Below are 26,879 nucleotides of genomic sequence, written 5' to 3' on the forward strand. Positions count from 1 at the left end.
CCTCTCAGCGGTTGAAGGCGGTGAGCCAGGCGTCGGCGATGGCGGCCCGGTCGACGGCGGGCACGTCGTGCATACCAGCCGCGAGATTGCCACGGGTGAGCATGTGGAGGGCGGCGAGTATCTCGGCCTGCACGAGGAAGATGAACGGACCGACGCTGGCGCCGTGCAGGAAGTTGACGGCGTTGCCGCCGTTGAGCAGATAGAAGTAGTGGCCGGTGGTCTGGTAGCGGGTGATGTGGTCGGTGTCGCGGGCGCGCTGGTAGACCGAGGGGATTCCGTCGAGGTCGAGTTCGTCCTCGCTGCTGGTGACGGTGGCGACGTAGGCGCCGTTACGGAGGGTGGAGAAGTCCTCGGCGCGCAGGGAGAGCGATCCGGTGGCGCACAGCACGAGGCCGGCGTTGTGGAGGGCGCGGTCGCGGTCGCGAGCGACGGTGAAGCCCTGGGAGAGGGCCTGGGTGCGGCGGATGGGGTCGATGTCGTGCACGGTGACCTGGACGCCCTTGGCGTGGAGAAGGCGGGCGATGCTGGAGCCGAGCTTGCCGAAGCCGATGACGAGGGCGGGGCGTCCGTGGAGGATGTCGCCGCGTTCGCGCATGAGGGCTTCGGTGGAGAAGACGACGGACTGCCCGACCAGGTAGTCCTCGGGGTCCTTCAGCGGAGAGCGGGCGACGGAGACGACGGGGCAGGGGAGCTTGTCGAGTTCGGCGTAGCGCTTGTGGCCGTTCTCGGTGTCCTCGACGACGCCGAGGATCGTTCCCGAGAAGTGCTCGGCGAGGGCGCTGAGGGTGGGCGCGAAGTAGCCCCCGACGTCGAGCAGGACGACGCGTTCCCCGGCGGCCCGGGATTCGACGTACTCCACGGCCTGGTCCGGGTCGGCGAAGGTCTCGCGGGAGAGCGGGTCGCAGGGTGCGATGCGCTCCGCTTCGCGCTTGGCGGTGGGGGAGACGGACTTGGGTTTCGGTAGAACCGCCCGCAGGCTGGAGGCGGTGGCCACGGCGCGGACGAAGCTGGGGCGTTCGGGCAGCAGGTGCGTGATCAGGAACGAGACGGGCGGTTCGTCCGGGCGGAAGCGGGACGCGATCTTGCTGAAGTAGGTGTCCAGGCGGGCGCGTTCGAAGGACTCCACGGTTCACCTCTCTGCCAGGGTGTCGTGCCGCCGCTGCTCGCGGGGTGCGGTGAGGGTCAGGTGCTCGTCGGAGTCGGCGGTCCAGGTGACGACGGGCCCACGCACGGGCCTGAGTACGTAGACGCCCTGCCGGATGTCGGTGATGACGGCTTCGCGTCCGGTGGCCTTGTCCGTGACCTGGTCGCCGACCCAGGGCTTGCCGTTGCGGGTCATGCGAGGGGGTCTCCTTCGAGCAGGCCCCAGACGCGTTTGCCGAAAGGGAGCGGGTCGGTGCCCCATCGGGCGGTGAGGGCTTCGACGAGGTTCAGGCCGCGCCCGCACTCGGCGAGCTCGCCGGCGTGGCGCCGCTCGGGCCGGGTCTTGGAACGGTCGACGACGTCGATCCGGACTTGCGCGTGCGCCGGGCGGCTGATCGTGACGCGGATGAGTCGTCCCCGGGTGTGCCGGGCGGCGTTGGCGACCAACTCCGTGACGACGAGGGCGCCGTCGTCCGCCAGCTGTTCGAGTCCCCACGCGCGCAGGGCGGTACGCACCAGGTACCGGGCGTCCTCCGCGCTCTCTGCTGCGCAGGGCAGAGTACGGGAGTAATCGGGGTGGTCTCGGGCGCCGGTGACGCTCTCGCTCACGGTCATCAGAACCTCATCAGTCGGCACAGTCGGCGGCGGGAGGAGCCCGCCCCTCCGGGCCGTCAGGGAACGGCCGCCGTTGCCGAGTGAACGACAGCGATGCGCAGTGCGGGAGGAAATGCTGTTTTGGTTCGTGTCTGCCCGGACCGGAAATTTCCCGTCGCCCGCTTTCACGGAAGCGTTTCAGGTAGCTACGTTGGGTAAGTGCTGCCGAACCAGGAACTGACCCAGGCCATGACCGAAGCCGGGTTTACGCAGTCCGAGCTGGCCGATGCCATGAACGCCCGCTTACGACTGGACGGTTGCGAGGGAACGGTCAGCGACCGCACCGTCCGCTACTGGGTCACCGGAAAAACCCGGTGGCCCCACCCGCGCCAACGTGCGGCTCTGGAGGCAGTATTCGGCTGCACGGCTGCGGAACTGGGGTTCACCCCGCCGAGCCGACCCGGCCACCCTCGCGAATCGGAGCAGCACGTGGAGCGCCGCACCTTCCTGATCGCGACTACCGGCACGACTGCCGGAGTGCTCGCCCCCCTTGACTCCCGGCCCTCCACCGTCGGTATCTCCGACGTGATACGACTGCGCGACGGTCTTGATGACCTGATGGCTCTCGACGACACCCGTGGCGGTCACGAGAGCCTGGAGCATTCGGCCGTGTCCGGGGCATCCAAAGCGTTGGAGATGCAGCGACGGGCGGCCTCTCAGAGAATCCGCCAGCGCCTTTTCTCCGTGGCAGCTGACTTCACTGCCACAGCGGCCTGGTCCGCCCTGGACGCCCGGCACTCCGACCGGGCCGAGCAACACCTGAACAGGGCCCTCTACCTCGCAGGGCTGGCCCAGGACCCGGTAGCCGAATTGCGCGTCTGGAACTCGTTCGCGATGCTTGCCCACCAGCGGCAGGACTTCAATCAGGCCGTGGACTCCGCCCAGGCAGCCCAGGCTACTGCCATCACTCGCCGGGACCCGTTGTTCGCCTCTCTCGCGCACGCACGCACCGCCATCGGGCATGCGAACCTTGGCGACCGGCAGGCCGCGTTGCGATCTCTTGGCTACGCCCGGGAAGCGCTCATCAAGGCCGAGCCGCTGCCGCCCCGCCCGAGCTGGGTCGCTTTCTACGGCTCAGCCGAACTCAATGCCATCACAGCCATCGTCCGGGACCGCATCGGAGACCCCGCGGAGGCTGAGGCAGCCTCACACCAAGCGCTCTCCGCGATCCCCGTGCAGTTCCGCCGCAACCGGGCCCTCGCCACCGCCAGGCTGGCCCTCGCTCAACTCCACCAGCGCGACGTCGAGCAGTCCTGCGACACGGCTGCCAGCGTTTTCAGCCTGATGGCCACCTCCCCAATCCCCGGCCGGATGAGGTCGCTGCTCGGGGACTACTACCGGGACCTGATCACCCTGGCGCCGAAGTCCCCGGTCGCGCGAGAGTGGGGCGACCGGTACCGACTCGAATGGAGCCGTGCATGACGACCGCCCCCGCTCTCGACCTTCGTCACTACACGCACGACGACCTGCCGCGGATACGGCAGACGATCCTCGATGTCCACGCCGCTGCTTACGCCGGGGAGATGACGGAATTCGACGAGCGCTTCCCCTGGTTCGTCGACCATTGGGGCGGCAACCCCGGTTTCGCCTGCGTGATCGCCTACGACGGGGACGACGCGGTGGGCTTCGCGTACGGGGCCCCGGGGACACCCGGGCGCGAGTGGTGGCGCGACCACCTCGATCCCGCGCCCGAGAAGCACCGCACGTTCTCGTACTCGGAGCTGGCCGTCGTCCCGCGCTGGCGGAAGAAGGGTGTCGCGGAACTGCTCTCCCGCGCCCTCATGGAGGGCCGGGTGGAGGACCTGGCGGTGCTGCTGGTGGACGTCGAACACCCCCGCGTCCAGGCCCTTTACGAGTCCTGGGGGTACCGCAAGGTCGGCGAGCGCCAGCCGTTCCCCGACTCGCCGGTGTACGCCGTGATGATCGTCGAGCTGCCGTTGGCGTAGGCCCTGGCGTACCGGGGCAGTCCGCCGAGGTCCGGCCGGACGCGACGTACCGGCGCATCGCGCGGGGGCTCCGGGCGGAGAGAGACCCCGCATCCCCTGCCGGTGGACCGGAGCGCTTCCGTCCGTCAGAGCACGGGCAGCCGGTCCGTGGCCGCGGGGGAACGCCGCTCCTCCAGCCAGAAGAGGTAGACGCGGAGGTGCGACGCCAACCCGCCCTCGATGTAGGCGGTGTACTCCAGAGCGGCGGCGGCCACCCCTTGCCCGGCCTTCGCGTCGTCGGCCTCCCAGTCGGCCCGCCGATCCGCCAGATACTCGACGACCCGCCGCCGCTCCCGCCACCACTCCCGGACCGACGCCGGCGTCCAGTGGCTGTCCCCGTCGCAGCCGTAACCGCCGAAGACCTCCTGCTGGGCCGCGTCGACCAGTTGCCGAAGCTCTTCCGGATTCCGCGGCTGTCGGTACACGTACTCGGTGAAGTAGTCGGCCTCGTAGAGAACGAGCCCCGGGGCGTGGATCCGCCCCGTCCCGCAGTTGTCGGTCTCGGCCCCGTAGAACGGCCCCGGTACGTTGAGCCACTGACGCTCCGACCACTGCCCCCGAAAGGAATCACGGGCGTCGCCGAGCAGAGGCACCGCGTCGAAGTAGAGGTCCACGGCGGAATGCTAATCGCGCGCGGCTCCACCCCGTTTCGGGGTGCCGTGCCCCGTTCCTCGTGGGGTGCGGTGAGGATGAAGTGCCGGTCACAGCGGAAAGTTGACCGCGTCGGCGAGGACCCGCATGCGCGGGGTCAAGGTGCGGCGGCGTACGCCTTCGGGAGCTGAGCGCCGCGGCGCAAGAGCGACCTCCCCGCGCCCCGCGGCTGCGGAATCACTCATTCCGGGGGCGGGAACCGGACACCGGTCCGGGCGGCCCGGGACAGGCCCCACGTATAGAGGGCATCGAGGACCGGGACCAGGCTCGCGCCCTCCTCCGTCAGGCGGTACTCGACGACCTCCGAGCCCTTCGGGCCGGCCGCGCGGCGCTCGACCAGGCCGCGGGACTCCAGGCCGCGCAGGCGCTGGACCAGCATCTTCTCGCTCACCCCGGGGATTCGGCGGCGCAGTTCGCCGTAGCGGTGGACGCCCTCCTTGAGGTGGGCCAGGATCACCGTGGCCCACTTGCCGCCGATGACCTCCAGGGTCAGCTCGACGGGGCACGACGGCTCCCGGGGCGGCGGTACGGTCGTCATCTGGCGTGTCCTGTTCCGGCTGCTCACCACCGGGTGGGTTCTTGCCACCCGTCCCGGCGCGTTGTTTGGGTCCTCCCATGATTGTCGAGTACATCCGCTACCGGATCGCCGCATCCGACCGGGAGGCGTTCGAGCAGGCCTACGCGCGGGCCGCCGTACCGCTCGGGCAGGCCGAGCAGTGCGTGGACTACGAGCTGGCCCGCTGCGCCGAGGACCCCGGCGCCTACGTCCTCCGCATCCGCTGGACCTCCGCCGCCGGCCACCTCGACGGCTTTCGCAAGGGCGGGCACTTCCCGGCGTTCTTCGCGGAGATCCGGCCGTACGTCGGGGCCGTCGAGGAGATGCGGCACTACGAGGTCACCGATGTGGCGGGGAAGGGCGCCTCGCTGCCGACGCTGTACGCGTGGGCGGGCGGTGCCGAGGCCTTCGACAGGCTCTTCACCCGCTTCTACGCGCGCGTCGCCGAGGACGACGTGCTCGCGCCGGTCTTCGCCGGGATGCACCCGGACCACCCGCGGCACGTCGCCGCCTGGCTCGGCGAGGTCTTCGGCGGCCCCGCCGTCTACAGCACCGGGCACGGCGGCCACCGCCACATGGCCTCCCGGCACCTGGGCCGGGGTCTCACCGAGGAGCAGCGGCGCCGCTGGGTCGGGCTGCTCACCGACACCGCGGACGAGGTGGGCCTCCCGGACGACCCGGAATTCCGTGCCGTCTTCGCGTACTACCTGGAGTGGGGCACGCGGATGGCGCTGCTCTACTCCGGCCCGAACCCGCCGCCGCTGCCCGAGTCGCCGATGCCGCGCTGGGACTGGGGCGTCACCCCGCCCTACCGCGGCTGACCCGGCTCCTCCCGGCCCCGGGGCCGCCTTCCGCCCCGCCCCCACGCCGGGGCGCGGGGCGCAAGGCGGCCCGATATGGTGGACGGGACGGACCGGGAGGGCCGATGCAGGGACGCCGCAGCAGTACGTTCACCCGGCTGCTCCGGCACGGGTTCACCGACCCCGCGGGGGCCGAGCGGCTGCTCGAGGGGGACGCGCTCGCGGAGGCCAGGACCGATCCGGTGCTGCTGGAGGCGCTGGGGGCGACGGCGGATCCGGATCTGGCGCTGCTGGGCCTGGTGCGGCTGGTGGAGGCGCTCGCGCCCGAGGAGCGCCGGGTGCTGCTGGACACCGTGACGACGGCGAAGCCGCTGCGGGACCGGCTGCTGGGCGTGCTGGGCGCGTCGGAGGCGCTCGGCGACCACCTGGCCCGGCACCCCGCGGACTGGCACGCACTCGTCACGTACGAGGCGGCCGACCTGCACCCGGGGGTCGCGGAGTTCGAGCGGGGCCTCGCGGCGGCCACCGACCCGGACGCGCTGCGCGCGGCGTACCGGCGGTGCCTGCTCGGGATAGCCGCGCGCGACGTGTGCGGGACCAGTGACCTGGTGCGTACGGCCGCCGAGCTGGCCGACCTCGCGACCGCCACGCTGCGTGCCGCCCTGGCCATCGCCTCCGCCGAGACCCCGCAGGACGCCGCGGCCGCGCGCCTCGCCGTCATCGGCATGGGCAAGTGCGGCGGCCACGAGCTGAACTACGTCTCGGACGTCGACGTCATCTTCGTGGCCGAGCCCGCGGAGGGCGTCGCGGAGACCGAGGCGCTCCAGGCGGCGACCCGGCTCGCGGTGCGCATGATGCGGATCTGCTCCGACACCACCGCCGAGGGCACGATCTGGCCGGTCGACCCCAACCTGCGGCCGGAGGGCAAGAACGGGCCGCTGGTGCGGACGCTGTCCAGCCACCTGGCGTACTACGCACGCTGGGCGAAGACCTGGGAGTTCCAGGCGCTGCTGAAGGCCCGCCCCGTCGCGGGCGACCCCGCGCTCGGCGCCGAGTACACGGCCGCGATCCGCCCGCTCGTGTGGCAGGCCGCCGAGCGCGACCACTTCGTCACCGACGTGCAGCAGATGCGCCGCCGGGTCGTCGACAACATCCCCGCCGCGCAGGTGGACCGCGAGCTCAAGCTCGGTCCCGGCGGCCTGAGGGACGTCGAGTTCGCCGTGCAGCTGCTCCAGCTCGTGCACGGCCGCACCGACGCCTCGCTGCGCAGCCCCACCACGCTCACCGCGCTCGCGCAGCTCGCCGAGGGCGGCTACGTCGGCCGCGCGGACGCCGCCTCACTCGACTCCGCCTACCGCTTCCTGCGGCTCATGGAGCACCGCATCCAGCTGTACAGGATGCGCCGCACCCACCTCGTCCCCGACGACGAGGCGGGCCTGCGCCGGCTCGGCCGGGGCCTGGGCTACCGCTCCGAACCCGTCGCGAGCCTCAACCGGGAGTGGAAGCGGCACGCCGTGGAGGTGCGGCGGCTGCACGAGAAGCTCTTCTACCGCCCGCTGCTGGAGTCCGTCGCCCAGCTCGGCACCGACGACACCCGCCTGAGCACCGACGCCGCCCGGCAGCGCCTCCAGGCGCTCGGCTACGACGACCCGGCCGCCGCGATGCGCCACCTGGAGGCGCTCGCCAGCGGCGTGAGCCGCGCCTCGTCGATCCAGCGCACCCTGCTGCCCGTGCTGCTCAGCTGGTTCGCGGACTCCGCCGACCCGGACGCCGGCCTGCTCGGCTTCCGCAAGGTCTCCGACGCGCTCGGCAAGACCCCCTGGTATCTGCGGCTGCTGCGCGACGAGGGCGCCACCGCCCAGCGGCTGGCCCGCGTGCTGTCCTCCGGGCGGCTCGCCCCCGACCTGCTGATGCGCGCCCCCGAGGCGGTCGCGATGCTCGGTTCCGCCGAGGGCCTGGCCCCGCGCGACGGCACCGCGCTGGAGCAGGAGGTGCTGGCCGCGGTGGGCCGCGCCGAAGGCCCCGAGCAGGCCATCGCCGCCGTCCGCGGGGTGCGCCGCCGCGAGCTGTTCCGCACCGCGGCGGCCGACCTCATCGACACCTACGGCGACGACGTGGCACGGGAGGCCGACCGGGTGCCCCCCGCCGACCTCGTCGACCGTGTCGGCCGCGCGGTCTTCGACCTGACCTCCGCGACGGTCGCGGGCGCGCTGCGGGCCGCCGTCAACGCGGTGACCGGGGACGACACCCGGCCGATGCCCACCCGCTTCGCCGTCATCGGCATGGGCCGCTTCGGCGGCCGCGAGCTCGGCTACGGCTCCGACGCCGACGTGCTGTTCGTCCACGAGCCCTGCGACGGTGCCGACCAGGAGGAGGCCGGGCGCGCCGCGCTCGCCGTCGCCAACGAGCTGCGCCGCCTGCTCCAGATCCCCACCGCCGATCCGCCGCTGCTGGTGGACGCCGACCTGCGGCCCGAGGGCAAGAGCGGCCCCCTGGTCCGCACCCTCGCCTCCTACGCCGCCTACTACCGGCGCTGGTCGCTGGTGTGGGAGAGCCAGGCGCTGCTGCGGGCCACCCCGGTCGCCGGGGACACCGGGCTCGGCGAGCGCTTCACCGAGCTGGTCGGCCCGCTGCGCTACCCGGCCGGCGGCCTGGAGGACGAGGCCGTACGCGAGATCCGCCGGCTCAAGGCGCGGATGGAGTCCGAGCGGATGCCGCGCGGCGCCGACCCGACGCTGCACGCCAAGCTGGGCCGCGGCGGGCTGTCCGACGTCGAGTGGACGGTGCAGCTGCTCCAGCTCCAGCACGCCGGCCGGCTCCCCGAGCTGCGTACCACCGGCACCCGGGAGGCCCTGGCCGCCGCGGCGGCGGCGGGGCTCGTGGACGCGGCGGACGCGGAGGTGCTGGACGAGGCGTGGGTCCTGGCCACCCGGGTCCGCAACGCCGTCATGCTGGTACGCGGACGCCCCGGCGACACCTTCCCCGGAGACGGCCGCGAGCTGGCGGCGGTGGCCCGCTACCTGGGCTTCCCCCCCGGCCACGTCGGCGACATGCTCGACGACTACCGCCGCCGCACCCGCCGGGCGAGGGCGGTCGTGGAGCGGATCTTCTACCAGGGCTGACGCACGCAGGGGGCGTCAGGCCGGGTCCTCCAGTATCAGCGCGCCCGTCGCGTACTTCGGCAGCGCGTACACCCACCGCCCGTAGACCAGGCACACCACGCCGAAGCCGAAGCCCAGGCACACCGCGCCGCCCACCGCGTCCATCCAGAAGTGGTTGCCGGTCGAGACGATCACCAGCAGCGTGAACACCGGGTAGAGGCCGCCGAGGATCCGCGCCCACAGCGGCTTGGCCAGCGAGACGATGGTGATCCCGCACCACAGCGACCAGCCGATGTGCATCGACGGCATGGCCGCGTACTGGTTGGACACCTTCGCCAGGCTGCCCTGCGACAGCGAGCCCCAGGTGTGGTGCACCAGCACGGTGTCGACGAAGCCGCCGCCCGTCATCAGCCGGGGCGGCGCCAGCGGGTAGGCCCAGAAGCCGACGAGGGCCACCCATGTGGTCACGAACAGCACCAGCCGGGCGGGCCCGTAGCGCGACGGGTGGTAGAGGTAGAGCCACGCCAGCACGCCGATGGTGATGAAGAAGTGCAGCGTGGCGTAGTAGTAGTTCATTCCCACGATCAGCCACGTCACCGAGTTCACGGCGTGGTTGACCGAGCGCTCGAACGCCAACCCGAGGTGGTGTTCGAGCGCCCACACGGCGTCGGCGTGCCGCAGCGCGACGACCTGCTGCTCCGGGACCGCGTTCCTGATCTGCGAATACAGCCAGTAGCTGACGCCGATCAGCAGGATCTCGAACCAGAACTTGGGCTGCCGTGGGGTTCGCAGCCGCTCCAGCAGCGTACGGGCCAGGCCCGGCTCACCGGTGCCGCTCTCGCCGGACGTGCCGAGGGCGGCCCGGGATCCGCTGGAGTGCTGCGCCGAGACGGAGTGGTCATCCGTCTCATTCGCGGTCTTCGCAGTCGGTTCCCCCATAGGACACCAGTCTGCCAGATCTGTCCCCTGGTGCGGCTCAGACTCCCGCCGGGTCGTCGCCCGTACGGGTGGCCCGCGCGGGGGAGCCCTGCGCGGGCAGCGGCGCGCTCGGCGTGCCCTGCCCGCTCGGGCCCGCGGCGGTCGAGCCCCGGACGACGAGTTCGGGGAGGAAGACGAATTCGCTGTGCGGTGCCGGGGTACCGGCGATCTCCTCCAGCAGCGCGTTGACGGCGGCCTGCCCCATCGCCGTGACGGGCTGCCGGATGGTGGTGAGCGGCGGGTCGGTGAAGGCGATCAGCGGCGAGTCGTCGAAGCCCACGACCGACACGTCCCCGGGCACGGACAGCCCCTGCTGACGGGCCGCCCGGATCGCGCCGAGCGCCATCATGTCGGAGGCGCACACGATCGCGGTGCAGCCCGCCGATATCAGCGCCCCGGCGGCGGCCTGCCCGCCCTCCAGGGTGAACAGCGAGTGCCGGATGAGCCCGTGCGCCTCGTCCTCGGCGAGGCCGAGCACCTCGGCCATCGACGTGACGAAGCCCTCGATCTTGCGCTGCACGGGGACGAAACGCTTCTGCCCGACCGCGAGGCCGATCTGCCGGTGCCCGAGCGCCGCCAGATGGGTGACGGCGAGCCGCATGGCGCCGCGGTCGTCGGGCGACACGAAGGGCGCGTTGACCTTCTCCGTGAAGCCGTTGATGAGCACGAAGGGCACGCCCTGGCCCTGGAGGCGGGAGTAGCGCTCCATGTCCGCCGTCGAATCGGCGTGCAGGCCGGACACGAAGATGATGCCGGCCACCCCCCGCTCCACCAGCATCTCCACCAGTTCGTCCTCGGTGGAGCCGCCGGGCGTCTGGGTGGCCAGCACGGGCGTGTAGCCCTCGCGGGTCAGCGCCTGCCCGATGATCTGCGCGAAGGCGGGGAAGATCGGGTTCTCCAGCTCGGGCGTGATGAGCCCGACCAGGCCGGCGCTGCGCTGGCGCAGCCGCACGGGCCGCTCGTACCCCAGCATGTCGAGCGCGGCCAGCACTGATTCGCGGGTGGTGGCGGAGACGCCGGGCTTGCCGTTGAGAACCCGGCTGACCGTCGCTTCGCTGACCCCCGCCTGCGCTGCGATGTCTGCGAGCCGCGCGGTCACAGCACCGGATGCTATTGGACGGAATGCCACCACGTCAGATCGCCCACCAAATCGTCGTGTCAGCGGCGATGGTGACGGCGGTGCCGCCGTTGCCCTGAAGGCCGTCGTGCGTCCGGGCCCGCCCGGTGGCGCTGGACAGCAGCGCGCGGCCGCCGGGCACCGCCAGCGTGACCGGCTCCGCGGTGAGGTTCACCAGGCACACGAAGCCCTCGCCGCCGTCCGCCGCGTCCCGCCGGAAGGCCAGCACACCCTCGGGCACGTCCAGCCACTCCACCCGCGTGCCCGCGCCCAGCGCGGGCAGGCGCCGGCGCAGCTCCAGGGCCGAGCGGTACATCTCCAGCGTCGAGTCCGGGTCGCCGGTCTGCGCCTCGACGCTCAGCCCGGCCCAGCTCGCCGGCTGCGGCAGCCAGCTCGGGCCGCCCGCGACCGGACCGAAGCCGTACGGCGGCTCGCTGCCCGACCACGGGATCGGCACCCGGCAGCCGTCGCGGAAGCCGTCCTGCCCGGCGGCGCGGAAGAACGACGGGTCCTGCCGCACCTCGTCCGGCAGGTCGGTGACGTCCGGCAGGCCCAGCTCCTCGCCCTGGTAGAGGTACGCCGAACCGGGCAGCGCGAGCATCAGCAGCGTCGCGGCCCGCGCGCGGCGCAGGCCCAGCTCGCGGTCGCCGGCCTCGCGCAGCTGCGTGCCCAGGCCGGGCGGATTGGCGAAGCGGGTGGCGTGCCGCGTGACGTCGTGGTTGGACAGCACCCACGTGGCGGGGGCGTCGACCGCGCTCATGACCGTCAGCGAGCGGTCGATGACCCGGCGCAGCTCGGCGGCGTCCCACGAGGTGCCCAGGTACTCGAAGTTGAAGGCCTGGTGCAGCTCGTCGGGCCGCAGGTAGAGCGCGGCGCGCTCCAGGGTGGGCGTCCACGCCTCGGCGACGCCGATGCGCTCGCCGGGGTACTCGTCGAGGATCCGCCGCCAGCCGCGGTAGATCTCGTGCACCCCGTCCTGGTCGAAGTACGGCATGGGCGCGCTGCCCAGCAGGGCGAGCTGCTCGGCGTGGCCGATGTCGGGCAGGCCCGCGGCCTTGACCAGGCCGTGGGCGACGTCGATGCGGAAGCCGTCGACGCCGAGGTCGAGCCAGAAGCGCAGCACGGAGCGGAACTCGTCGTGGACGGCCGGGTGGTCCCAGTTGAAGTCCGGCTGCTCGGGCGCGAAGAGGTGCAGGTACCACTCGCCGGGGGTGCCGTCCGGGTTCGTGGTGCGCGTCCAGGCCGGGCCGCCGAAGATGGACTCCCAGTCGTTGGGCGGCAGTTCGCCGCTCGCGCCCTTGCCCGCACGGAAGTGGAAGCGGTCCCGCATCGCGCAGCCGGGGCCCTCGCGCAGCGCCTGCTTGAACCACTCGTGCTGGTCGGAGCAGTGGTTGGGCACGAGGTCGACGATGACCCGCAGGCTGAGGCCGTGGGCCGTGCGCACCAGGTCGTCGGCGTCGCTGAGGGTGCCGAACATCGGGTCGACCGCACGGTAGTCGGCCACGTCGTAGCCGGCGTCGGCCTGCGGGGAGGCGTAGAAGGGCGACAGCCACACCGCGTCCACGCCGAGGTCGCGCAGGTACGGCAGCCGGGCGGTGATGCCGGGCAGGTCGCCCATGCCGTCGCCGTTCCCGTCGGCGAAGCTGCGCGGGTACACCTGGTAGATGACCGCATCGCGCCACCAGTCTCTGTGCCCGGCGGCGGCAGCGGGAGCGGCGGCGGAGCGGGGCGCGTCGGAGAGGTGCTGGCTCATGGATTCCCTTGTCGGGTGCGGGTCCGCCCGGCGCCCCGGAGCGACCGGGGCGGGGGCGGACGTACGTACGTACGTGCGGTGCGGGAGTGCTGCGGGGGAGTGCGTGCGGTGCGTCAGCCCTTGGTGCCGCCGGCCGTCAGACCGGTCACCAGGTGCTTCTGGACGAGCAGGAAGACGAGGGAGGCGGGTATCGCGATCAGCACCGACGCGGCGGTCATGGAGCCCCAGTCCGCGCGCTGGTCGGAGGCGAAGGTGCGGATACCCGACGCCAGGGTGTAGTGGTCGCTGCTCATGAACTGGGTGGAGTAGGCCACCTCGCCCCACGCGGTCAGGAAGCTGTAGAAGGCGGTGACGGCCAGGCCCGGGCGGGCCAGCGGCACGATCAGCCGCCAGAAGGTGCCGAACGGTGTGAGGCCGTCGACCCGGCCCGCCTCGTCGATGTCGCGCGGGATGGTGTCGAAGTAGCCCTTGAGCATCCACGCGCAGAACGGCACGGCGATCGTGCAGTACACGAGGACCAGCCCGGCGTAGGTGTCGATGAGGTCGAGCTGCGCCAGCAGGTTGTACAGCGGCACGATCAGCACCGCCATCGGGAACATCTGGGTGACGAGGAAGGTCCACATCAGCGACTTGTGCCCGGGGAAGCGCATGCGCGAGATCGCGTAGCCGGCGCTCGCCGACACCAGCACGCCCAGCACGGTGGTGGCACCGGCCACGATCAGCGAGTTGAGGAACCAGGTCGGGAAGTGCGAGTGGAACAGCACGAAGCGGTAGTTGCCCAGGCCCAGGTGGTGCAGCACCTCGTGCGGCTGCTGCCAGGCGGTGCTGGGGCCGAGCGAGATGAACAGGATCCACAGCACGGGGAAGACGGCGATCGCGCTCGCGACCAGCAGCGTGCCGTGCAGGGCTATCGAGGCGCCCCGGCTGCGCTCGTTCCGGGAGCGGCGCCGCGGGGCGGCGGCGGGCCGGGCGGTCGTGGGAGCGGCGGCCGGGCCGGTGTGGGTGGTGGCGGTCATGGTGATCCGGCTCCTAGGCCTGCTCGGGCTTCAACTTGCGGCGGTAGAAGGTGGAGAAGGCCACGAGGATCAGCAGGATGACGATTCCGTAGGTGGCCGCACCGGAGTAGTCGGACATCCCGGTGAAGGCCTTCTCGTAGGCGTAGGTGACCAGGATGTCCGTGTCGCCGGTGGTGTTGTTGCCCAGCAGCAGGTAGATGATCGCGAACATGTTGAACGTCCACACGGTGCTGAGCAGCACCACCGTGCTGGTCACCGGGCGCAGCCCCGGGACGGTGACGTTGCGGAAGCGCTGCCACGGCGAGGCGCCGTCCATCTCGGCGGCCTCGTACAGCTCGCCGGGGATTGCCTGGAGGCCGCCGAGCATGGCGACCATCATGAACGGCACGCCGACCCAGATGTTCACCATGATCACCGCGATCTTCTGCGACAGCGGCGAGCCGAGCCAGTCCTGCGCGGGCAGCCCGACGCCGGTGAGGATGTCGTTGAAGACGCCGTACTGCGAGTTGAGCATGAGCCGCCAGGCGAAGACGCCGATGAAGGCCGGCACCGCCCACGGCATGATCAGGCACAGCCGGTAGAAGAGCCGGAACTTCACCTTGCGGTTGAGCAGCATCGCCATGGCCAGGCCGATGGCGTAGGTGATCGCGACGCACGCGACCGTCCACACCAGCGTCCACTCCAGGCGCGGGTAGAAGTCGCCGTCCTTGCCGGCCAGCACCTGCCAGTAGTTGTGCAGGCCCACCCAGTGGTAGGTGGCGCCGATGTGCACCGGGCCGATGTCCTTGGCGACGTTCGTCTCGTTGGCGTTGGTCAGCGACAGGTACGCGCCGTAGCCGAGCGGGTAGAAGACCAGGACCGCCAGCACGATCACGACCGGGGCGACCATCGCCCAGGCGTACCAGTACCGGTCCCAGGAGCGCCTGATCGACGTCATCAGGCCGGGCCGCGGCAGGCGCGGCGGGCGGGCGGACGTCCCCGGGGCGGGGTCGTCCATGGTGGCGGTGGTCATCGCTCCTCGGCTCTCTCGGCTGGGCCGCGGCGGTGCGCGGCTGTGGCGGGGTGGCGGCGGTGGGGTGCGGCGGCGGGGGACCGGACCGGCCGGCCGGGCGCGTGGGCCCCTGCCCGCGGTGCGGGCGGGGCCCCGGCCGGCCGGTCCGGAGTGCGCGGGCGGCTACTGCACGGTGTAGCCCGGGAGCAGCTTGCCGAACTCCTTGGCCGCCGCGTCCAGGCCGTCCTGGACCGAGCTCTTGCCCTGGAGGATCTTGATGTACTCCTGCTGGAGCGGCGTGAACAGGCTGCCGACCTGCGGCAGCGCGACGCGCGGCCGGGCGGTGTCCATGATCGGCTTGAAGCCCGCGATGGTCTGGTTCTTCAGCACCTCGGGGGTGTAGGCCGACGTCCGGGTGGGCAGCGTGCCGTTCTTCGCGGCGATCGTCTGCTGGCTGGCCGAGGACGTCATGAACTGGGTGAAGAGGTAGGCCGCGTCCAGGTTCCTGGAGCCCTGGTAGACCGCGAGGTCGTGGCCGCCGGTCGGGGCCTGCGCCTTGCCGGTCGAGCCCGCCGGGACGGGGGCGTAGCCGAGGTTGTCCTCCTTGCCCTTGAAGGCCGAGCCGGTCAGGTCGTCGCCCACCGACCAGGGGCCCTGGACCAGCATCGCGACCTTGCCGGTCTTGAAGGACGTCTGCATGTTGTCGTACGCGCTCGCGAAGTCGACCTTGAGCGAGGAGGTGTCGTAGACCTTCTTCGCCTCGGTGACGGCCTTGACGGCCTCCGGCGAGTTGATCGTGACCTTCTTGCCCGCCGGGTCCGCGAGGTCCGCGCCCTCACCGAACAGCACCGGGAAGAGGAAGTACGAGTCGGGGTTGACGTACGTGCCCGCGACACCCGGCACCTTCGCCTTGATCGTGGCCGAGTCGGCGATCAGCTCGTCCCAGGTGGCCGGCGGCTTGGTGATGCCGGCCTTGGCGAAGATCTCCTTGTTGTAGAGGAGGCCCAGCGTGTCGGTGACCGACGGCACGCCGTAGGTCTTGCCGTCGTACTTGGTGGTGTTCATCGGCCCGGCGATGAAGTCCTGCGTGTCGCTCAGCGCCGCCGTGCCGTCCAGCGGGGCGATGTAGTGCAGCGAGGCGTACTCCGGGATCAGACCGACGTCGGTGCGGATCACGTCGGGCGCGCCCTTGCCGCTCTGCGCCGCCGCCTTGAACTTCTGCTCCACGGTGGTGAAGTCGACGTTCTGGTAGTTGACCTTGATCTTCGGGTACTTCGCCTCGAAGTCCTTGATGAGGGCCTGGTAGGTCGGGGCCTCGTTCTTGGCGTCCGAGGTGTCCCAGTAGGTGATCGTCCCGGAGACGGCCGCCGGGTCCTTGGCGGCCCCCTTGTCGCTCGTGTCGTCGCTACCACTACCGCCACAGGCGGTCGCCCCGAGAACGATGGCCGCGGCCATCGCCACGGCGGATATGCCGCGTCGCATACCTGACTCCTTGATGAGGGAAGTGCCCGTTCGCCCTGGCCAGGCTGACTGCCGGCCGATGTCGTCCCTGTGGGCCGTCGGGCTGGGCAGGAAGGTAACAGCGTTGTAATGCCTTGCGAAAGAGGCTGCAAGAAATTTCCTGCAAGATCCTGCATCCGTGACACCGCCGTGACCTGGGCGTGCTCTGGCGTACGCCGTACGGCGGGCCGTCCGAACGCAAGCCCGAGCTCTGCGGGCGCCGGCCCGGCGGGCGGCGACGGGATCCGGACCGTGCCCGCGCGGGGGGTGAACCCCCAGGTGACGGGAAGTGGTTACAGACTCTTGCTGCAAAGGCCCTTGCGGCGATACCTTCCCGGACAGCTTCGGCACCGACGCCGCAGTGGCGACCGGTTCATGCGCGTGGACCCGGGCGCGAGGCTGTCCCCAGCAAGGAGAACCGCCCGTGGCCCTGGACTTCAGGCTGCCCGCGTACCGGAACAGGCACCGCGGCCGTATACGGCGCGTGGCCACGGCCACCGCCCTCGCGGCGCTGGCCTCCCTCGTCCCCCTCGGACCGGCCGCGGCCGCGCACGGCGCACCGCCGCCGCCCGCGCCGCCGTCCGACACGGCGCTCGCCGGGCAGGCGGCCCGGCACGACGACACCCGCGAGCAGTTCTACTTCGTGATGCCGGACCGGTTCGCGAACGGCGACCCGTCCAACGACCGCGGCGGCCTGACCGGCAGCCGCCTCGCCACCGGCTACGACCCCACCGACAAGGGCTTCTACCAGGGCGGCGACCTCAAGGGCCTCACCGGGAAGCTGGACTACATCAAGGGCCTCGGCACCACCGCCATCTGGATGGCGCCGATCTTCAGGAACCAGCCCGTGCAGGGCGCGGGAACCGGGGGAGCGTCGGCGGGCTACCACGGCTACTGGATCACCGACTTCACACAGGTCGACCCGCACTTCGGCACCAACGACGACCTGCGCACGCTCATCTCGGCGGCCCACGCCAAGGGCATGAAGGTCTTCTTCGACGTCATCACCAACCACACCGCCGACGTCATCGGCACCACCGACAGCACCTCCGCCTACCTCTCCAAGGGCGCCTTCCCGTACATCGCCGCCGACGGCACGCCCTTCGACGACGACACCTACGCGGACGGGTCCAGGGGCTTCCCGGACGTCACCGCCGCGTCCTTCCCGCGCACCCCCACCGTGCCCGCGGACCGGAAGCACGCCAAGGTCCCGGACTGGCTCAACGACCCCACGATGTACCACAACCGCGGGGACTCCACCTTCGCCGGCGAGAGCGCCGACCAGGGCGACTTCAGCGGCCTCGACGACCTGTGGACGCAGCGCCCCGAGGTCGTGCACGGCATGGAGCAGATCTACGAGAAGTGGGTCAGGGACTTCGCGGTCGACGGCTTCCGCATCGACACCGTCAAGAACGTCGACATGCCCTTCTGGACGCAGTGGGCCACAGCCCTCGACGCGTACGCCGCGCGGCACGGCCGGAAGAACTTCTTCATGTTCGGCGAGACCTACTCCGCCGACCCCGCCGTCACCTCCCCGTACGTCACGCAGGGCCGCCTCGACGCGACGCTCGACTTCCCCTTCCAGGACGCCGCCCGGCGCTACGCCTCGCAAGGCGCCTCGCCCGCCGGGCTCGCGGGCGTCTACGGCCAGGACTACCGGTACACCACCGACAAGGCCAACGCGTACGAGGAGGTCACCTTCCTCGGCAACCACGACATGGGCCGCATCGGCAGCTTCCTCGCCCAGGACAACCCGGGCGCCAGCGACGCCGAGCTGCTGAAGCGGGACGAGCTGGCCAACGAGGTGATGTTCCTCGGCCGCGGCAACCCGGTCGTCTACTACGGCGACGAGCAGGGCTTCACCGGCGCCCCCGGCGGCGACAAGAACGCCCGGCAGACCATGTTCGCCTCGCACGTCGCCGACTACCTCGACGACGACGAGATCGGCACCGACCGCACCGCCGCGAGCGACGCCTACGACCCGCAGCACCCGCTCTACCGCACGATCGCCGCGCTGTCGCAGCTCACCAAGGCCCATCCGGCACTGCGCGACGGCGTCCAGACCGAGCGCTGGACCGCCCCCGGCGACGGGCCCGGCGTCTACGCCTACTCCCGCACCGACGCCGCGAGCCGCGACGACTACCTCGTGGCCGTCAACAACGCCACCACCGCGCAGAAGGTGACCGTGCCCACGGGCAACACCGCGGGCGCCGCCTACACCGGCATCTACGGCACGACCGGCGCCTTCACCGCGGACGGCGGCGGCAGCGTCACCCTGACCGTGCCGCCGCTCCAGGCCGTCGTGCTGCACGCCGCCGGGCCGCTGCCGAAGCCCGCGACCGCCCCGCGCCTGGCGCTCACCGCGCCCGCCGCCGGAGCCACCGGCACCGTGGAGCTGTCCGCCGTCGCCACCGGGGGCGGCCTGAACCGCGTCGTCTTCGCCGCGCAGGTCGGCAACGCCCCGTGGAAGGTGCTCGGTTCGGCCGACCACGCCCCCTACCGGGTGACGCAGGTTCTCGACGCCGGTACCGCCGCCGGAACGCCCGTGCGCTACAAGGCCGTCGTGGTGGACGCGAGCGGGCGCACCGCCTCCGCGACCGCGGCGACGGTGACCGGCGCGGCCCCCGTGACGGCGCCGCCGACCGCGGTCAGCCGCGACTACGCGATCGTGCACTACAAGCGCCATGGGGGTACCTCCCAGGCCGAAGGCGCTGGGGGAGGGGACTACGCCGACTGGAACCTCTACGCCTGGGGCGACATCGCCGACGGCGAGGCCACGACCTGGCCCGCCGGGCACCCCTTCACCGGCCGCGACGCCTACGGCGCCTTCGCGTACGTCAGGCTCAAGCCGGGCGCGTCCACCGTCGGCTTCATCGTGGTGAACAAGGACGGCGTCAAGGACACCGACGGCGACCGCACCGTCGACCTCACCACCGGTGGCGAGGTGTGGATCAGCCAGGGCAGCCCGGCCGTCGCCACCAGCGCGCCGGACGGTGCCTACCCGCCGCAGGACACCACCACGGCGATCCTGCACTACCACCGGGCGGACGGCGACTACGACGGCTGGGGCCTGCACACCTGGACCGGTGCCGCGAACCCCACCGACTGGACCGCGCCGCTGAAGCCCGCCCGGATCGACTCCTACGGCGCCGTCTACGAGGTCCCGCTCGCCGCGGGCGCCACATCGCTCAGCTACATCCTGCACAAGGGCGACACCAAGGACCTGCCCAGCGACCAGTCCCTCGACCTCACCGGCACCGGCCACGAGGTCTGGCTGCTGGAGGCCACCCCCGCCCGCCTGCTGCCGCAGCCCCAGGGCAGCGGCGCCGACCTGGACCTGGGCAAGGCGCAGGCCCAGTGGATCGACCGCGACACCGTCGCCTGGCAGACCAGCGCCCCCTCCGCCTCCCAGCAGCTCGTCTACGCGGCGGACGGCGGCATCACGGTCAAGGACGGCGCGCTGTCCGGTGAGGGCAGGTGGCTGCGGCTGGTGAAGGTGCCCGGCGGCCTCACCGCCGCACAGCTCGCCGCGTTCCCGCAGCTGAAGGGCTACTCCGCCTTCACCGTCGACCCGCGCGACCGCGCCCGCGTGCGCGAGGCGCTGCGCGGCCAGATCGTCGCGACCCAGCGCGCCGCGAACGGCGCCCTGCTGGCCGCCACCGGCGTGCAGACGCAGGGCGTGCTCGACGACCTCTACGCGGCCTCCGCCCGACAGGCCGTGCTGGGCCCGGTGTTCGACGCCCACGGCAGGCCGAGCCTGTCGGTGTGGGCACCGACCGCGCACCGGGTCGCGCTGGAGATCGGCGGGAAGACCGTCCCGATGCGCGAGGACGCCGCGAGCGGCGTCTGGTCGGTCAGCGGCCCGGCGTCCTGGACGGGCAAGGCCTATCTGTTCGACGTGACGGTGTGGGCGCCGAGCGTCCGGCAGCTCGTCGTCAACAAGGTCACCGACCCCTACTCCGTCGCGCTGACCGCCGACTCGGAGCAGAGCCTGCTGGTGGACCTCGACGACCCGGAGCTCGCCCCCGAGGGCTGGTCCGGCGAGCGCAAGCCCGCCGCCGTCCCCATGAGCCGGGCGCAGATCCAGGAGCTGCACATCCGGGACTTCTCCAGCGCCGACACCACCGTCCCGGCCGCCGACCGCGGCACGTACGCCGCCTTCACCGACACCTCGTCCAAGGGCATGACGCATCTGCGCGACCTCGCGAAGGCCGGCATCAGCTACGTCCACCTGCTCCCGGCGTTCGACTTCGCCACCGTCCCCGAGCGCACCGGCGACCGGACCACCCCGGAATGCGACCTGTCCTCCTACGGGCCGGCGAGCGACGCCCAGCAGGCCTGCGTCACCGCGCAGCAGGCCACCGACGCCTACAACTGGGGCTACGACCCGTACCACTTCACCGTGCCCGAGGGCTCGTACGCCAAGGACCCGGACGGCGCCGGCCGCACGCGGGAGTTCCGGCAGATGGTGCAGGGGCTCAACGGAGCAGGGCTGCGCGTCGTCATGGACGTCGTCTACAACCACACGTCCGCCGCCGGACAGGCCGCAACCTCCGTGCTCGACAAGATCGTGCCCGGCTACTACCAGCGGCTCATGCCGGACGGCTCCGTCGCCAACTCCACCTGCTGCGCCAACACCGCGCCGGAGAACGCGATGATGGGCAAGCTCGTCGTCGACTCCGTCGTCACCTGGGCCAAGGAGTACAAGGTCGACGGCTTCCGCTTCGACCTCATGGGGCACCACCCCAAGGCCAACATCCTCGCCGTCCGCAAGGCCCTCGACGCGCTCACCCCCGCCAGGGACGGCGTCGACGGCAAGAAGATCATCCTCTACGGCGAGGGCTGGAACTTCGGCGAGGTCGCCGACGACGCGCGCTTCGTGCAGGCCACGCAGGCGAACATGGCCGGGACCGGCATCGCGACCTTCTCCGACCGGTCGCGCGACGCCGTGCGCGGCGGCAGCCCCTTCGACGCCGACCCCGGCGTCCAGGGCTTCGCCTCCGGCCTCTTCACCGACCCCAACTCCTCGGCCGCCAACGGCACCCCGCAGGAGCAGAAGGCCCGCCTCCTGCACTACCAGGACCTCATCAAGGTCGGACTCACCGGCAACCTGCGGCAGTTCGGCTTCACCGACTCCGCCGGCAAGAAGGTCACCGGCGCGGAGATCGACTACAACGGCGCCCCCGCCGGATACGCCGACGCGCCCGGCGACGCGCTCGCCTACGCCGACGCCCACGACAACGAATCCCTCTACGACGCCCTCACCTACAAGCTCCCCCAGGGCACCTCCGCCGCCGACCGGGCCCGCATGCAGGTCCTCGCCGAGGCCACCTCGGCGCTCTCCCAGGGGCCCGCGCTCTACCAGGCCGGCTCCGACCTGCTGCGCTCCAAGTCGCTGGACCGCAACTCCTTCGACTCCGGCGACTGGTTCAACGCGATCCACTGGGACTGCACGCAGGGCAACGGCATCGGACGGGGCCTGCCCCCCGCCGCCGACAACAAGGACAAGTGGCCCTACGCCACGCCGCTGCTCACCGACTCCGCGGCGGTGCCCGGGTGCGGTGAGATCGGCGCCGCCTCCGCCGCGTACCAGGACCTGCTGCGGATCCGCACCACCGAACCGGCCTTCCGGCTCACGACCGCGGAGGAGGTCCAGCGCCAGGTCGGCTTCCCGCTGTCGGGGGCGGACGAGACGCCGGGCGTCATCACGATGACGGCGGGCCCGCTGGTGGTCGTCTTCAACGCGACCCCCCGGGCCACCTCGCAGCGGGTCAGCGCGCTGGCCGGGCGCCCGTACGGACTGCACCCCGTGCAGGCCCACGGCTCCGACCCGGTGGTCAGGACGGCGGCCTACGCTCCCGCGACCGGCACCTTCACCGTGCCGGCCCGCACGGTGGCCGTCTTCCGGGCCGGCTGACGCCACCGCGGGGCCGCGCGCCGGGCCGCCCCCTGCGGCGGGAAGCACGACCTTCCCGCCGCAGGGGGCCCTCGCGTCACCGCCGGGGGAACCGGGCCGGAGCGGTCAGTTGCCCGCGAGGGGGTGCAGGGTCAGGCCCGACCTCGTGGTCGCCGTCAGGGTGGCCCGGGCCCCCCGCGCGGCGGGGGCGGCGAGGGTCGGGCCCTTGCCGCGGGCCGTGACGCCGGCGGAGGCGGTGATAGACGTCACGTCACTGCTGCCCGCGGCCAGCAGGTACCACTTGCCCGCGGGGGACTGCCACATGACGCCCGCCATGACGTGCTGCCCGAAGCGGCTGCAGGCGGAGCCGTCGCTCTGCTGCCCGGCCAGCGTGCCGGGCGCCCCGGCGAGCGCGCTGGGCGGGACGAACTGGACGGTCGCGCGGCCGGGCCCGCGCCATGTGTCGGCCCGGTCGCACGTCCACAGCCCCTCGCCGGCCTTCTCGGGGAGCACGCTGCGGGCGAACTGCCAGTCGTCGACGGCCCGCACGCCCTCGCCGCGCAGCTCGCCGAGCCGGCACGCACTGTGCGCCCAGCTCGCGAGGGCGGCCGCACCGGTGGCCTCGGCGGGCGCGGCGGGGGGCCCGGCGGGCGCGGCGGCCGCGGTGGCCGCGGGCGGCGGCGTGAAGGTGAGGTGGACGGGGCTGAGGTCGCCGAGGTCGGTGAGCAGGAAGGCGTGCTGCTCGGCGACCTTCGCCGAGGAGTGCAGCTGCATCGCCGTCCACGCCGTGCCGCACTGCCCGGCGGGCACGCCCGCCCCCGGCATGCGGACGGGCCCGGTGGTGCCGTCGGCCGCGAGGGCGAGCGGCGCGGCCTTCCGGGCGGGGTCGAGCAGGTCGCGGGTCTCGGCCTGGGCGACCCAGGGCGCGGTGAGGTAGCGGGTGTTGCCGTCGATCCGGTCGAGGACGACGGCCGCGGCGGTCGTGATGTCGGCGTCCGGGACCTGCGCGAAGTCCAGCGCCGCGCCCCCGCTGCCGTTGCCGCCGCGCGCCTCGGCGTAGCGGATGATGCGCAGCCCGTCGTAGAAGAGGACGACGGTGGCCTTGTCGGCGTCCCCGGCGTAGAGGAGCTGCGGCGGCGTCGCGGGGGCGGTGCGCGGGGTGCCGGGGGTCGCGGAGACCTGGACGGACGGCCCGGGGCTCGCCCACACCGCGAGGGCCCGGCGCAGCAGCGCGGTGTCCCCGGCGCGGCCGCCGCGCGCCGGCCACACGGTGAACTCCAGCCGCCCGGTGGCCGTCCACGCGGTGGGGGCGACGCGTACCAGCGCCGCCGGGTCGAGGGCCCGGGCGGCGGCGCCGGACGCGGCGGCGGGGGGTCCGGCCGCGCCGGTGGGGGAGGGGGAGCCGCCGCCGGCGAAGGCGAGCAGCAGGGCGCCGGCGACGCCCGCCGCGGCGACCGCCGTCCCGGCGCGTGCGCGCTGCCGGCGGCGCAGCAGGTCGGTGGGCCGCATCTGCACCGTGCAGGGGTCGAACTCGCCCGCGGCCAGCAGGGCCGCGTCACCGCCGAGGCCGGTGGCGGTGCGGACCGCCCCGCGCGGGTCGGCGGCGCCCGCCGCGTCGAGGACCGCACGGGCGGCGGGCTCGTCGAGGCCCTCGAAGCCGAGCAGCGCGTACGCGGCCCGCGCGGGCGCGGGGAGCGCGGCGAGGGCGCGGTCCAGGGCGAGTTCGTCGCTGCCGCCGGCGCGCGGGTGCAGCCGCAGCCCGAGCACGTACGGCAGCGCCGCCCCGGCGAGGGCCTCCCGCACCCGCCCGCCGGTGCCGTGCGCGAGCGCCCCGCGCAGCACCTCGCGGCGCAGGAGCTCGTACGCCTCGGTGCCGTTGCCCGCGACCGCGCCGGCGCGCAGCGCGCGCTGCACGATGCGGTGCGCGACGAGTACCCGGCGGTGCCGCGCGGTGCTCGCCGGCAGCGCGAGATACGCCAGGCGCACGAGCCGCGGATAGTGCTCGACGAGTGCCGCCTCGGCCTCCGCCACCGCGCCCTGCGCGGCATGCTTCTTCGCGGTCGTTCCGGTCGGCTGCACGGGTCGGCTCTTCACGGTGCGTCAAACGAGTGTCCCCGCCGATGGTCACCCTGCGTACGCCGAAGGGCGCCCGTCACGCGTGTGACGGGCGCCCTTCGTAGGCAGCGCGGGGGCTCAGACGAGGCCGGCCTTCTCCAGCGCGGTGCAGCAGGTGTCGACGATGAGCCGCGTGACGACGTACGGGTCGACGTTCGCGTTGGGGCGGCGGTCCTCGATGTAGCCCTTCTGGTCCACCTCGACCTGCCACGGGATGCGCACGGAGGCGCCGCGGTTGGACACGCCGTAGCTGTACTCGTTCCACGGGGCGGTCTCGTGCGCGCCCGTCAGCCGCGCCTCGACGCCGGCGCCGTAGTTCTTGATGTGCTCCAGCGGCTTGTCGTCGCGGCCCAGCGCCTCGCACGCCTCGATGATCGCGGCGTAGTCCTCGCGCATCGCCTTGGTGGAGAAGTTGGTGTGGGCGCCCGCGCCGTTCCAGTCGCCCTTGGCGGGCTTGGGGTCGAGGGTCGCGGAGATGCCGAAGTCCTCGGCGGTGCGGTAGAGCAGCCAGCGGGCGACCCACAGGTGGTCGGAGACCTCCAGCGGGCTCAGCGGGCCGACCTGGAACTCCCACTGGCCGGGCATGACCTCGGCGTTGATGCCGGAGACGCCGATGCCGGCGGCCAGGCAGTTCTCCAGGTGCTTCTCGACGACGGGCCGGCCGAAGATCTCGTCGGCGCCGACACCGCAGTAGTAGCCGCCCTGCGGGGCGGGGAAGCCGTTCTCCGGGAAGCCCAGCGGGCGCGAGCCCTGGAAGAAGGTGTACTCCTGCTCGATGCCGAACAGCGACTCCTGGCCCGCGTACTTCTCGGCGACCTCGCGCAGCGCCGCGCGGGTGTTGGACTCGTGCGGGGTGCCGTCGATGTTGAAGACCTCGCACAGCACGAGGACGTCGTCGCCGCCGCGGATGGGGTCGGGGAAGGACGCGACCGGCTTGAGCACGCGGTCCGAGGCGTGGCCCTCGGCCTGGTTGGTGCTGGAGCCGTCGAAGCCCCAGATCGGCAGCTCCGCGCCGTCGGCCAGGATCCGCGTCTTGGAACGCAGCTTCGCGGTCGGCGTGGTGCCGTCTATCCAGATGTACTCAGCCTTGTAGGTCACGGTGACGCCATCCTTGTCGAACGTGGGCGCGGGGTCGGCTGCCGAGCTGCGCTGATCGGACCGCTCGCAGCGTCGCAAGGACGGTTTTCCCAGCCATTGCCCTTGTGTTAACAGGATGTAACCGAGGCGTCGGTTGTCACCGGTCTGCGACGTGAGACGCCCGTACCCCCGCCGGCCCGGCGGTACTAGGGTCCGGGCATGCCGCATACCACCGTGGAATACTCCGGAACGCTCGCCGACGCCCTGGACAAACCGGGCTTCGCCACAACCCTGCACGAGGTCCTGGTCACCGTCGCGGGCGGCCGGGCGGACGGGTGCAAGACCCGTTTCGTACGCCATGACGATCTCCACATCGCCGACGGCGGGCCGCACCACGCGATGATCCACGTCGAGATCGCGCTGCTGTCCGGCCGCACCCCCGAGACCAAGCGCGCCGTCACCGAGGCGGTCCTCGCCGCGCTGCGCGCGCACACCGCTCCCACCCCGCAGTACGCGGTCCAGTTCTCCGTCGACCTGCGCGACCTCGACCGCGAGGCCTACGCCCGGCACGAAGAGCCGAGAGCGGCTTCGTGAGCACGGCGCCCGCGCTGCGGGTCGGGCTGTTCGGCACGGGGCCGTGGGCCCGCACCGTGCACGGCCCCGGACTCGCGGCGCACCCCGGCGTCGAGCTGGCCGGTGTGTGGGGGCGCAGGCCCGGTGCCGCCGCCGAGGCCGCGGCGGCGCTCGGGACCCGCGCCTACGCGGACGCCGGCGCGCTGATCGCCGACTGCGACGCGGTGGCCGTGGCCCTGCCGCCCGCCCTCCAGGCGCCGCTGGCCGCGCGCGCCGCCCGCGCCGGGCGGCACCTGCTGCTGGACAAGCCGCTCGCCGCGACCGTGGAGGACGCACGCGAGGTCGTCGCGGCGGTGGAGGAGGCCGGGGTGCGGTCGGTGGTCTTCTTCACCGTCCGCTTCGACCCGGCCGGCGCCGCCTGGATCGCCGGGCAGGCCGCGGCCGGCGGCTGGCTCACCGGCCGCGCCGACTGGTACGGGGCCGTGTTCGGCGGCGCCGAGGACGGCCCGTTCGCGGCCTCGCCCTGGCGCCGGGAGAAGGGCGGGCTGTGGGATGTCGGCCCGCACGCGCTGTCGGTGCTGCTGCCGGTGCTCGGCGACGTCACGGACGTCGCCGCCTTCCGCGGCGCCGGCGACCTCGTCCACCTGGCCCTGCGGCACGCCGGCGGGGCGTCCAGCACCTGCGCGCTGACCCTCGCCGCGCCGCCGGCCGCCGCGGGTGTCGCGTGCGAACTGCGCGGCACCCACGGGGTCGCCACGTACCCCGGCGCCGCCGGTGTCGACGGCGACGAGGCCTACGCCCGAGCCGTCGACGCGCTCCTCGCGCCCGAACCGCACGCGTGCGACGTCCGCTTCGGCCTGCGCGTCACCGAGATCCTCGCGGCGGCCGAGGCGGCTCTCGGCTGAGCCGTACGCGCCGGGCGGCGGCCGGGCGGCCGGTCCTCGGCGCCCCGGCCGCCGGAAACCCCTCCCGC

General features: G+C 72.7%; 20 protein-coding genes. 7 read left to right on the plus strand and 13 right to left on the minus strand.

Annotation, left to right across the window (positions count from 1 at the left end; translation table 11 throughout):
- Positions 1–4: 4 nt before the first annotated feature.
- The 3 genes from ACH4SE_RS23440 to ACH4SE_RS23450 are packed head-to-tail and all read right to left on the minus strand — an operon-like array spanning position 5 to position 1,758.
- Complete coding sequence (locus tag ACH4SE_RS23440; RefSeq protein WP_398545390.1) at positions 5–1,126, minus strand: adenosylhomocysteinase; 1,122 nt, start codon at positions 1,124–1,126, stop codon at positions 5–7.
- Between the two features lie 3 nt (positions 1,127–1,129).
- Entirely contained in the window at positions 1,130–1,339 is a 210-nt protein-coding gene (locus ACH4SE_RS23445; protein WP_398545391.1) for a hypothetical protein, read from the minus strand.
- On the minus strand, positions 1,336–1,758 hold the full coding sequence (locus ACH4SE_RS23450; RefSeq protein WP_398545392.1) for an ATP-binding protein: 423 nt from the start codon (positions 1,756–1,758) through the stop codon (positions 1,336–1,338). The genes ACH4SE_RS23445 and ACH4SE_RS23450 overlap by 4 nt, the downstream gene beginning before the upstream one ends.
- Positions 1,759–1,956: 198 nt before the next feature.
- Between ACH4SE_RS23450 and ACH4SE_RS23455 the strand changes: the two genes are divergently transcribed.
- Both ACH4SE_RS23455 and ACH4SE_RS23460 read left to right on the plus strand, forming a co-directional pair.
- Entirely contained in the window at positions 1,957–3,219 is a 1,263-nt protein-coding gene (locus ACH4SE_RS23455) for a helix-turn-helix domain-containing protein (protein WP_398545393.1), read from the plus strand.
- Entirely contained in the window at positions 3,216–3,743 is a 528-nt protein-coding gene (locus tag ACH4SE_RS23460) for a GNAT family N-acetyltransferase (RefSeq protein WP_398545394.1), read from the plus strand. The genes ACH4SE_RS23455 and ACH4SE_RS23460 overlap by 4 nt, the downstream gene beginning before the upstream one ends.
- 125 nt (positions 3,744–3,868) lie before the next feature.
- Here the strand turns inward: ACH4SE_RS23460 and ACH4SE_RS23465 are convergent, their stop codons facing one another.
- The gene (locus ACH4SE_RS23465; protein ID WP_398545395.1) at positions 3,869–4,396 is read right to left on the minus strand and encodes a ferredoxin; all 528 of its coding nucleotides are present in this window, start codon (positions 4,394–4,396) and stop codon (positions 3,869–3,871) included.
- A gap of 218 nt (positions 4,397–4,614) precedes the next feature.
- Entirely contained in the window at positions 4,615–4,971 is a 357-nt protein-coding gene (locus ACH4SE_RS23470; protein WP_398545396.1) for a winged helix-turn-helix transcriptional regulator, read from the minus strand.
- A 77-nt stretch (positions 4,972–5,048) separates the two neighbouring features.
- On the opposite strand from ACH4SE_RS23470, the gene ACH4SE_RS23475 reads away from it, so the two are divergent.
- Both ACH4SE_RS23475 and ACH4SE_RS23480 read left to right on the plus strand, forming a co-directional pair.
- Complete coding sequence (locus ACH4SE_RS23475; RefSeq protein WP_398545397.1) at positions 5,049–5,810, plus strand: group II truncated hemoglobin; 762 nt, start codon at positions 5,049–5,051, stop codon at positions 5,808–5,810.
- Positions 5,811–5,914: 104 nt separating this feature from the next.
- On the plus strand, positions 5,915–8,911 hold the full coding sequence (locus ACH4SE_RS23480; RefSeq protein ID WP_398545398.1) for a bifunctional [glutamine synthetase] adenylyltransferase/[glutamine synthetase]-adenylyl-L-tyrosine phosphorylase: 2,997 nt from the start codon (positions 5,915–5,917) through the stop codon (positions 8,909–8,911).
- A gap of 15 nt (positions 8,912–8,926) precedes the next feature.
- On the opposite strand, the gene ACH4SE_RS23485 is transcribed toward ACH4SE_RS23480, so the two are convergent.
- The 6 genes from ACH4SE_RS23485 to ACH4SE_RS23510 all read right to left on the minus strand — a co-directional run bounded on the left by ACH4SE_RS23485 (position 8,927) and on the right by ACH4SE_RS23510 (position 16,227).
- Positions 8,927–9,829: a phosphatase PAP2 family protein gene (locus ACH4SE_RS23485; RefSeq protein WP_398545399.1), complete on the minus strand. Its 903-nt coding sequence runs from the start codon at positions 9,827–9,829 to the stop codon at positions 8,927–8,929.
- A gap of 37 nt (positions 9,830–9,866) precedes the next feature.
- A complete protein-coding gene (locus ACH4SE_RS23490) occupies positions 9,867–10,967 on the minus strand; it encodes a LacI family DNA-binding transcriptional regulator (protein ID WP_398545400.1) in 1,101 nt (366 codons plus the stop codon).
- A 34-nt stretch (positions 10,968–11,001) separates the two neighbouring features.
- Positions 11,002–12,738 (minus strand): glycoside hydrolase family 13 protein, encoded by a 1,737-nt coding sequence (locus ACH4SE_RS23495; RefSeq protein ID WP_398545401.1) that lies wholly within the window; start codon positions 12,736–12,738, stop codon positions 11,002–11,004.
- 113 nt (positions 12,739–12,851) lie between these two features.
- The gene (locus ACH4SE_RS23500; protein ID WP_398545402.1) at positions 12,852–13,754 is read right to left on the minus strand and encodes a sugar ABC transporter permease; all 903 of its coding nucleotides are present in this window, start codon (positions 13,752–13,754) and stop codon (positions 12,852–12,854) included.
- A 13-nt stretch (positions 13,755–13,767) separates the two neighbouring features.
- Complete coding sequence (locus tag ACH4SE_RS23505) at positions 13,768–14,766, minus strand: carbohydrate ABC transporter permease (protein WP_398545403.1); 999 nt, start codon at positions 14,764–14,766, stop codon at positions 13,768–13,770.
- 162 nt (positions 14,767–14,928) lie between these two features.
- A complete protein-coding gene (locus ACH4SE_RS23510) occupies positions 14,929–16,227 on the minus strand; it encodes an extracellular solute-binding protein (RefSeq protein WP_398545404.1) in 1,299 nt (432 codons plus the stop codon).
- 442 nt (positions 16,228–16,669) lie between these two features.
- On the opposite strand from ACH4SE_RS23510, the gene pulA reads away from it, so the two are divergent.
- Complete coding sequence (gene pulA / locus ACH4SE_RS23515) at positions 16,670–22,162, plus strand: pullulanase-type alpha-1,6-glucosidase (protein ID WP_398545405.1); 5,493 nt, start codon at positions 16,670–16,672, stop codon at positions 22,160–22,162.
- A gap of 105 nt (positions 22,163–22,267) precedes the next feature.
- Here the strand turns inward: pulA and ACH4SE_RS23520 are convergent, their stop codons facing one another.
- Both ACH4SE_RS23520 and glnII read right to left on the minus strand, forming a co-directional pair.
- The gene (locus tag ACH4SE_RS23520) at positions 22,268–24,235 is read right to left on the minus strand and encodes a hypothetical protein (protein WP_398545406.1); all 1,968 of its coding nucleotides are present in this window, start codon (positions 24,233–24,235) and stop codon (positions 22,268–22,270) included.
- Between the two features lie 99 nt (positions 24,236–24,334).
- On the minus strand, positions 24,335–25,354 hold the full coding sequence (gene glnII, locus ACH4SE_RS23525; protein ID WP_398545407.1) for a glutamine synthetase: 1,020 nt from the start codon (positions 25,352–25,354) through the stop codon (positions 24,335–24,337).
- Between the two features lie 198 nt (positions 25,355–25,552).
- Between glnII and ACH4SE_RS23530 the strand changes: the two genes are divergently transcribed.
- Entirely contained in the window at positions 25,553–25,927 is a 375-nt protein-coding gene (locus ACH4SE_RS23530; protein WP_398545408.1) for a 5-carboxymethyl-2-hydroxymuconate Delta-isomerase, read from the plus strand.
- A 14-nt stretch (positions 25,928–25,941) separates the two neighbouring features.
- Positions 25,942–26,811 (plus strand): Gfo/Idh/MocA family protein, encoded by an 870-nt coding sequence (locus ACH4SE_RS23535; RefSeq protein WP_398545547.1) that lies wholly within the window; start codon positions 25,942–25,944, stop codon positions 26,809–26,811.
- Positions 26,812–26,879 lie beyond the last annotated feature (68 nt).

The sequence above is a fragment of the Streptomyces sp. NPDC020983 genome (assembly GCF_044333485.1).
Classification (GTDB): domain Bacteria; phylum Actinomycetota; class Actinomycetes; order Streptomycetales; family Streptomycetaceae; genus Actinacidiphila.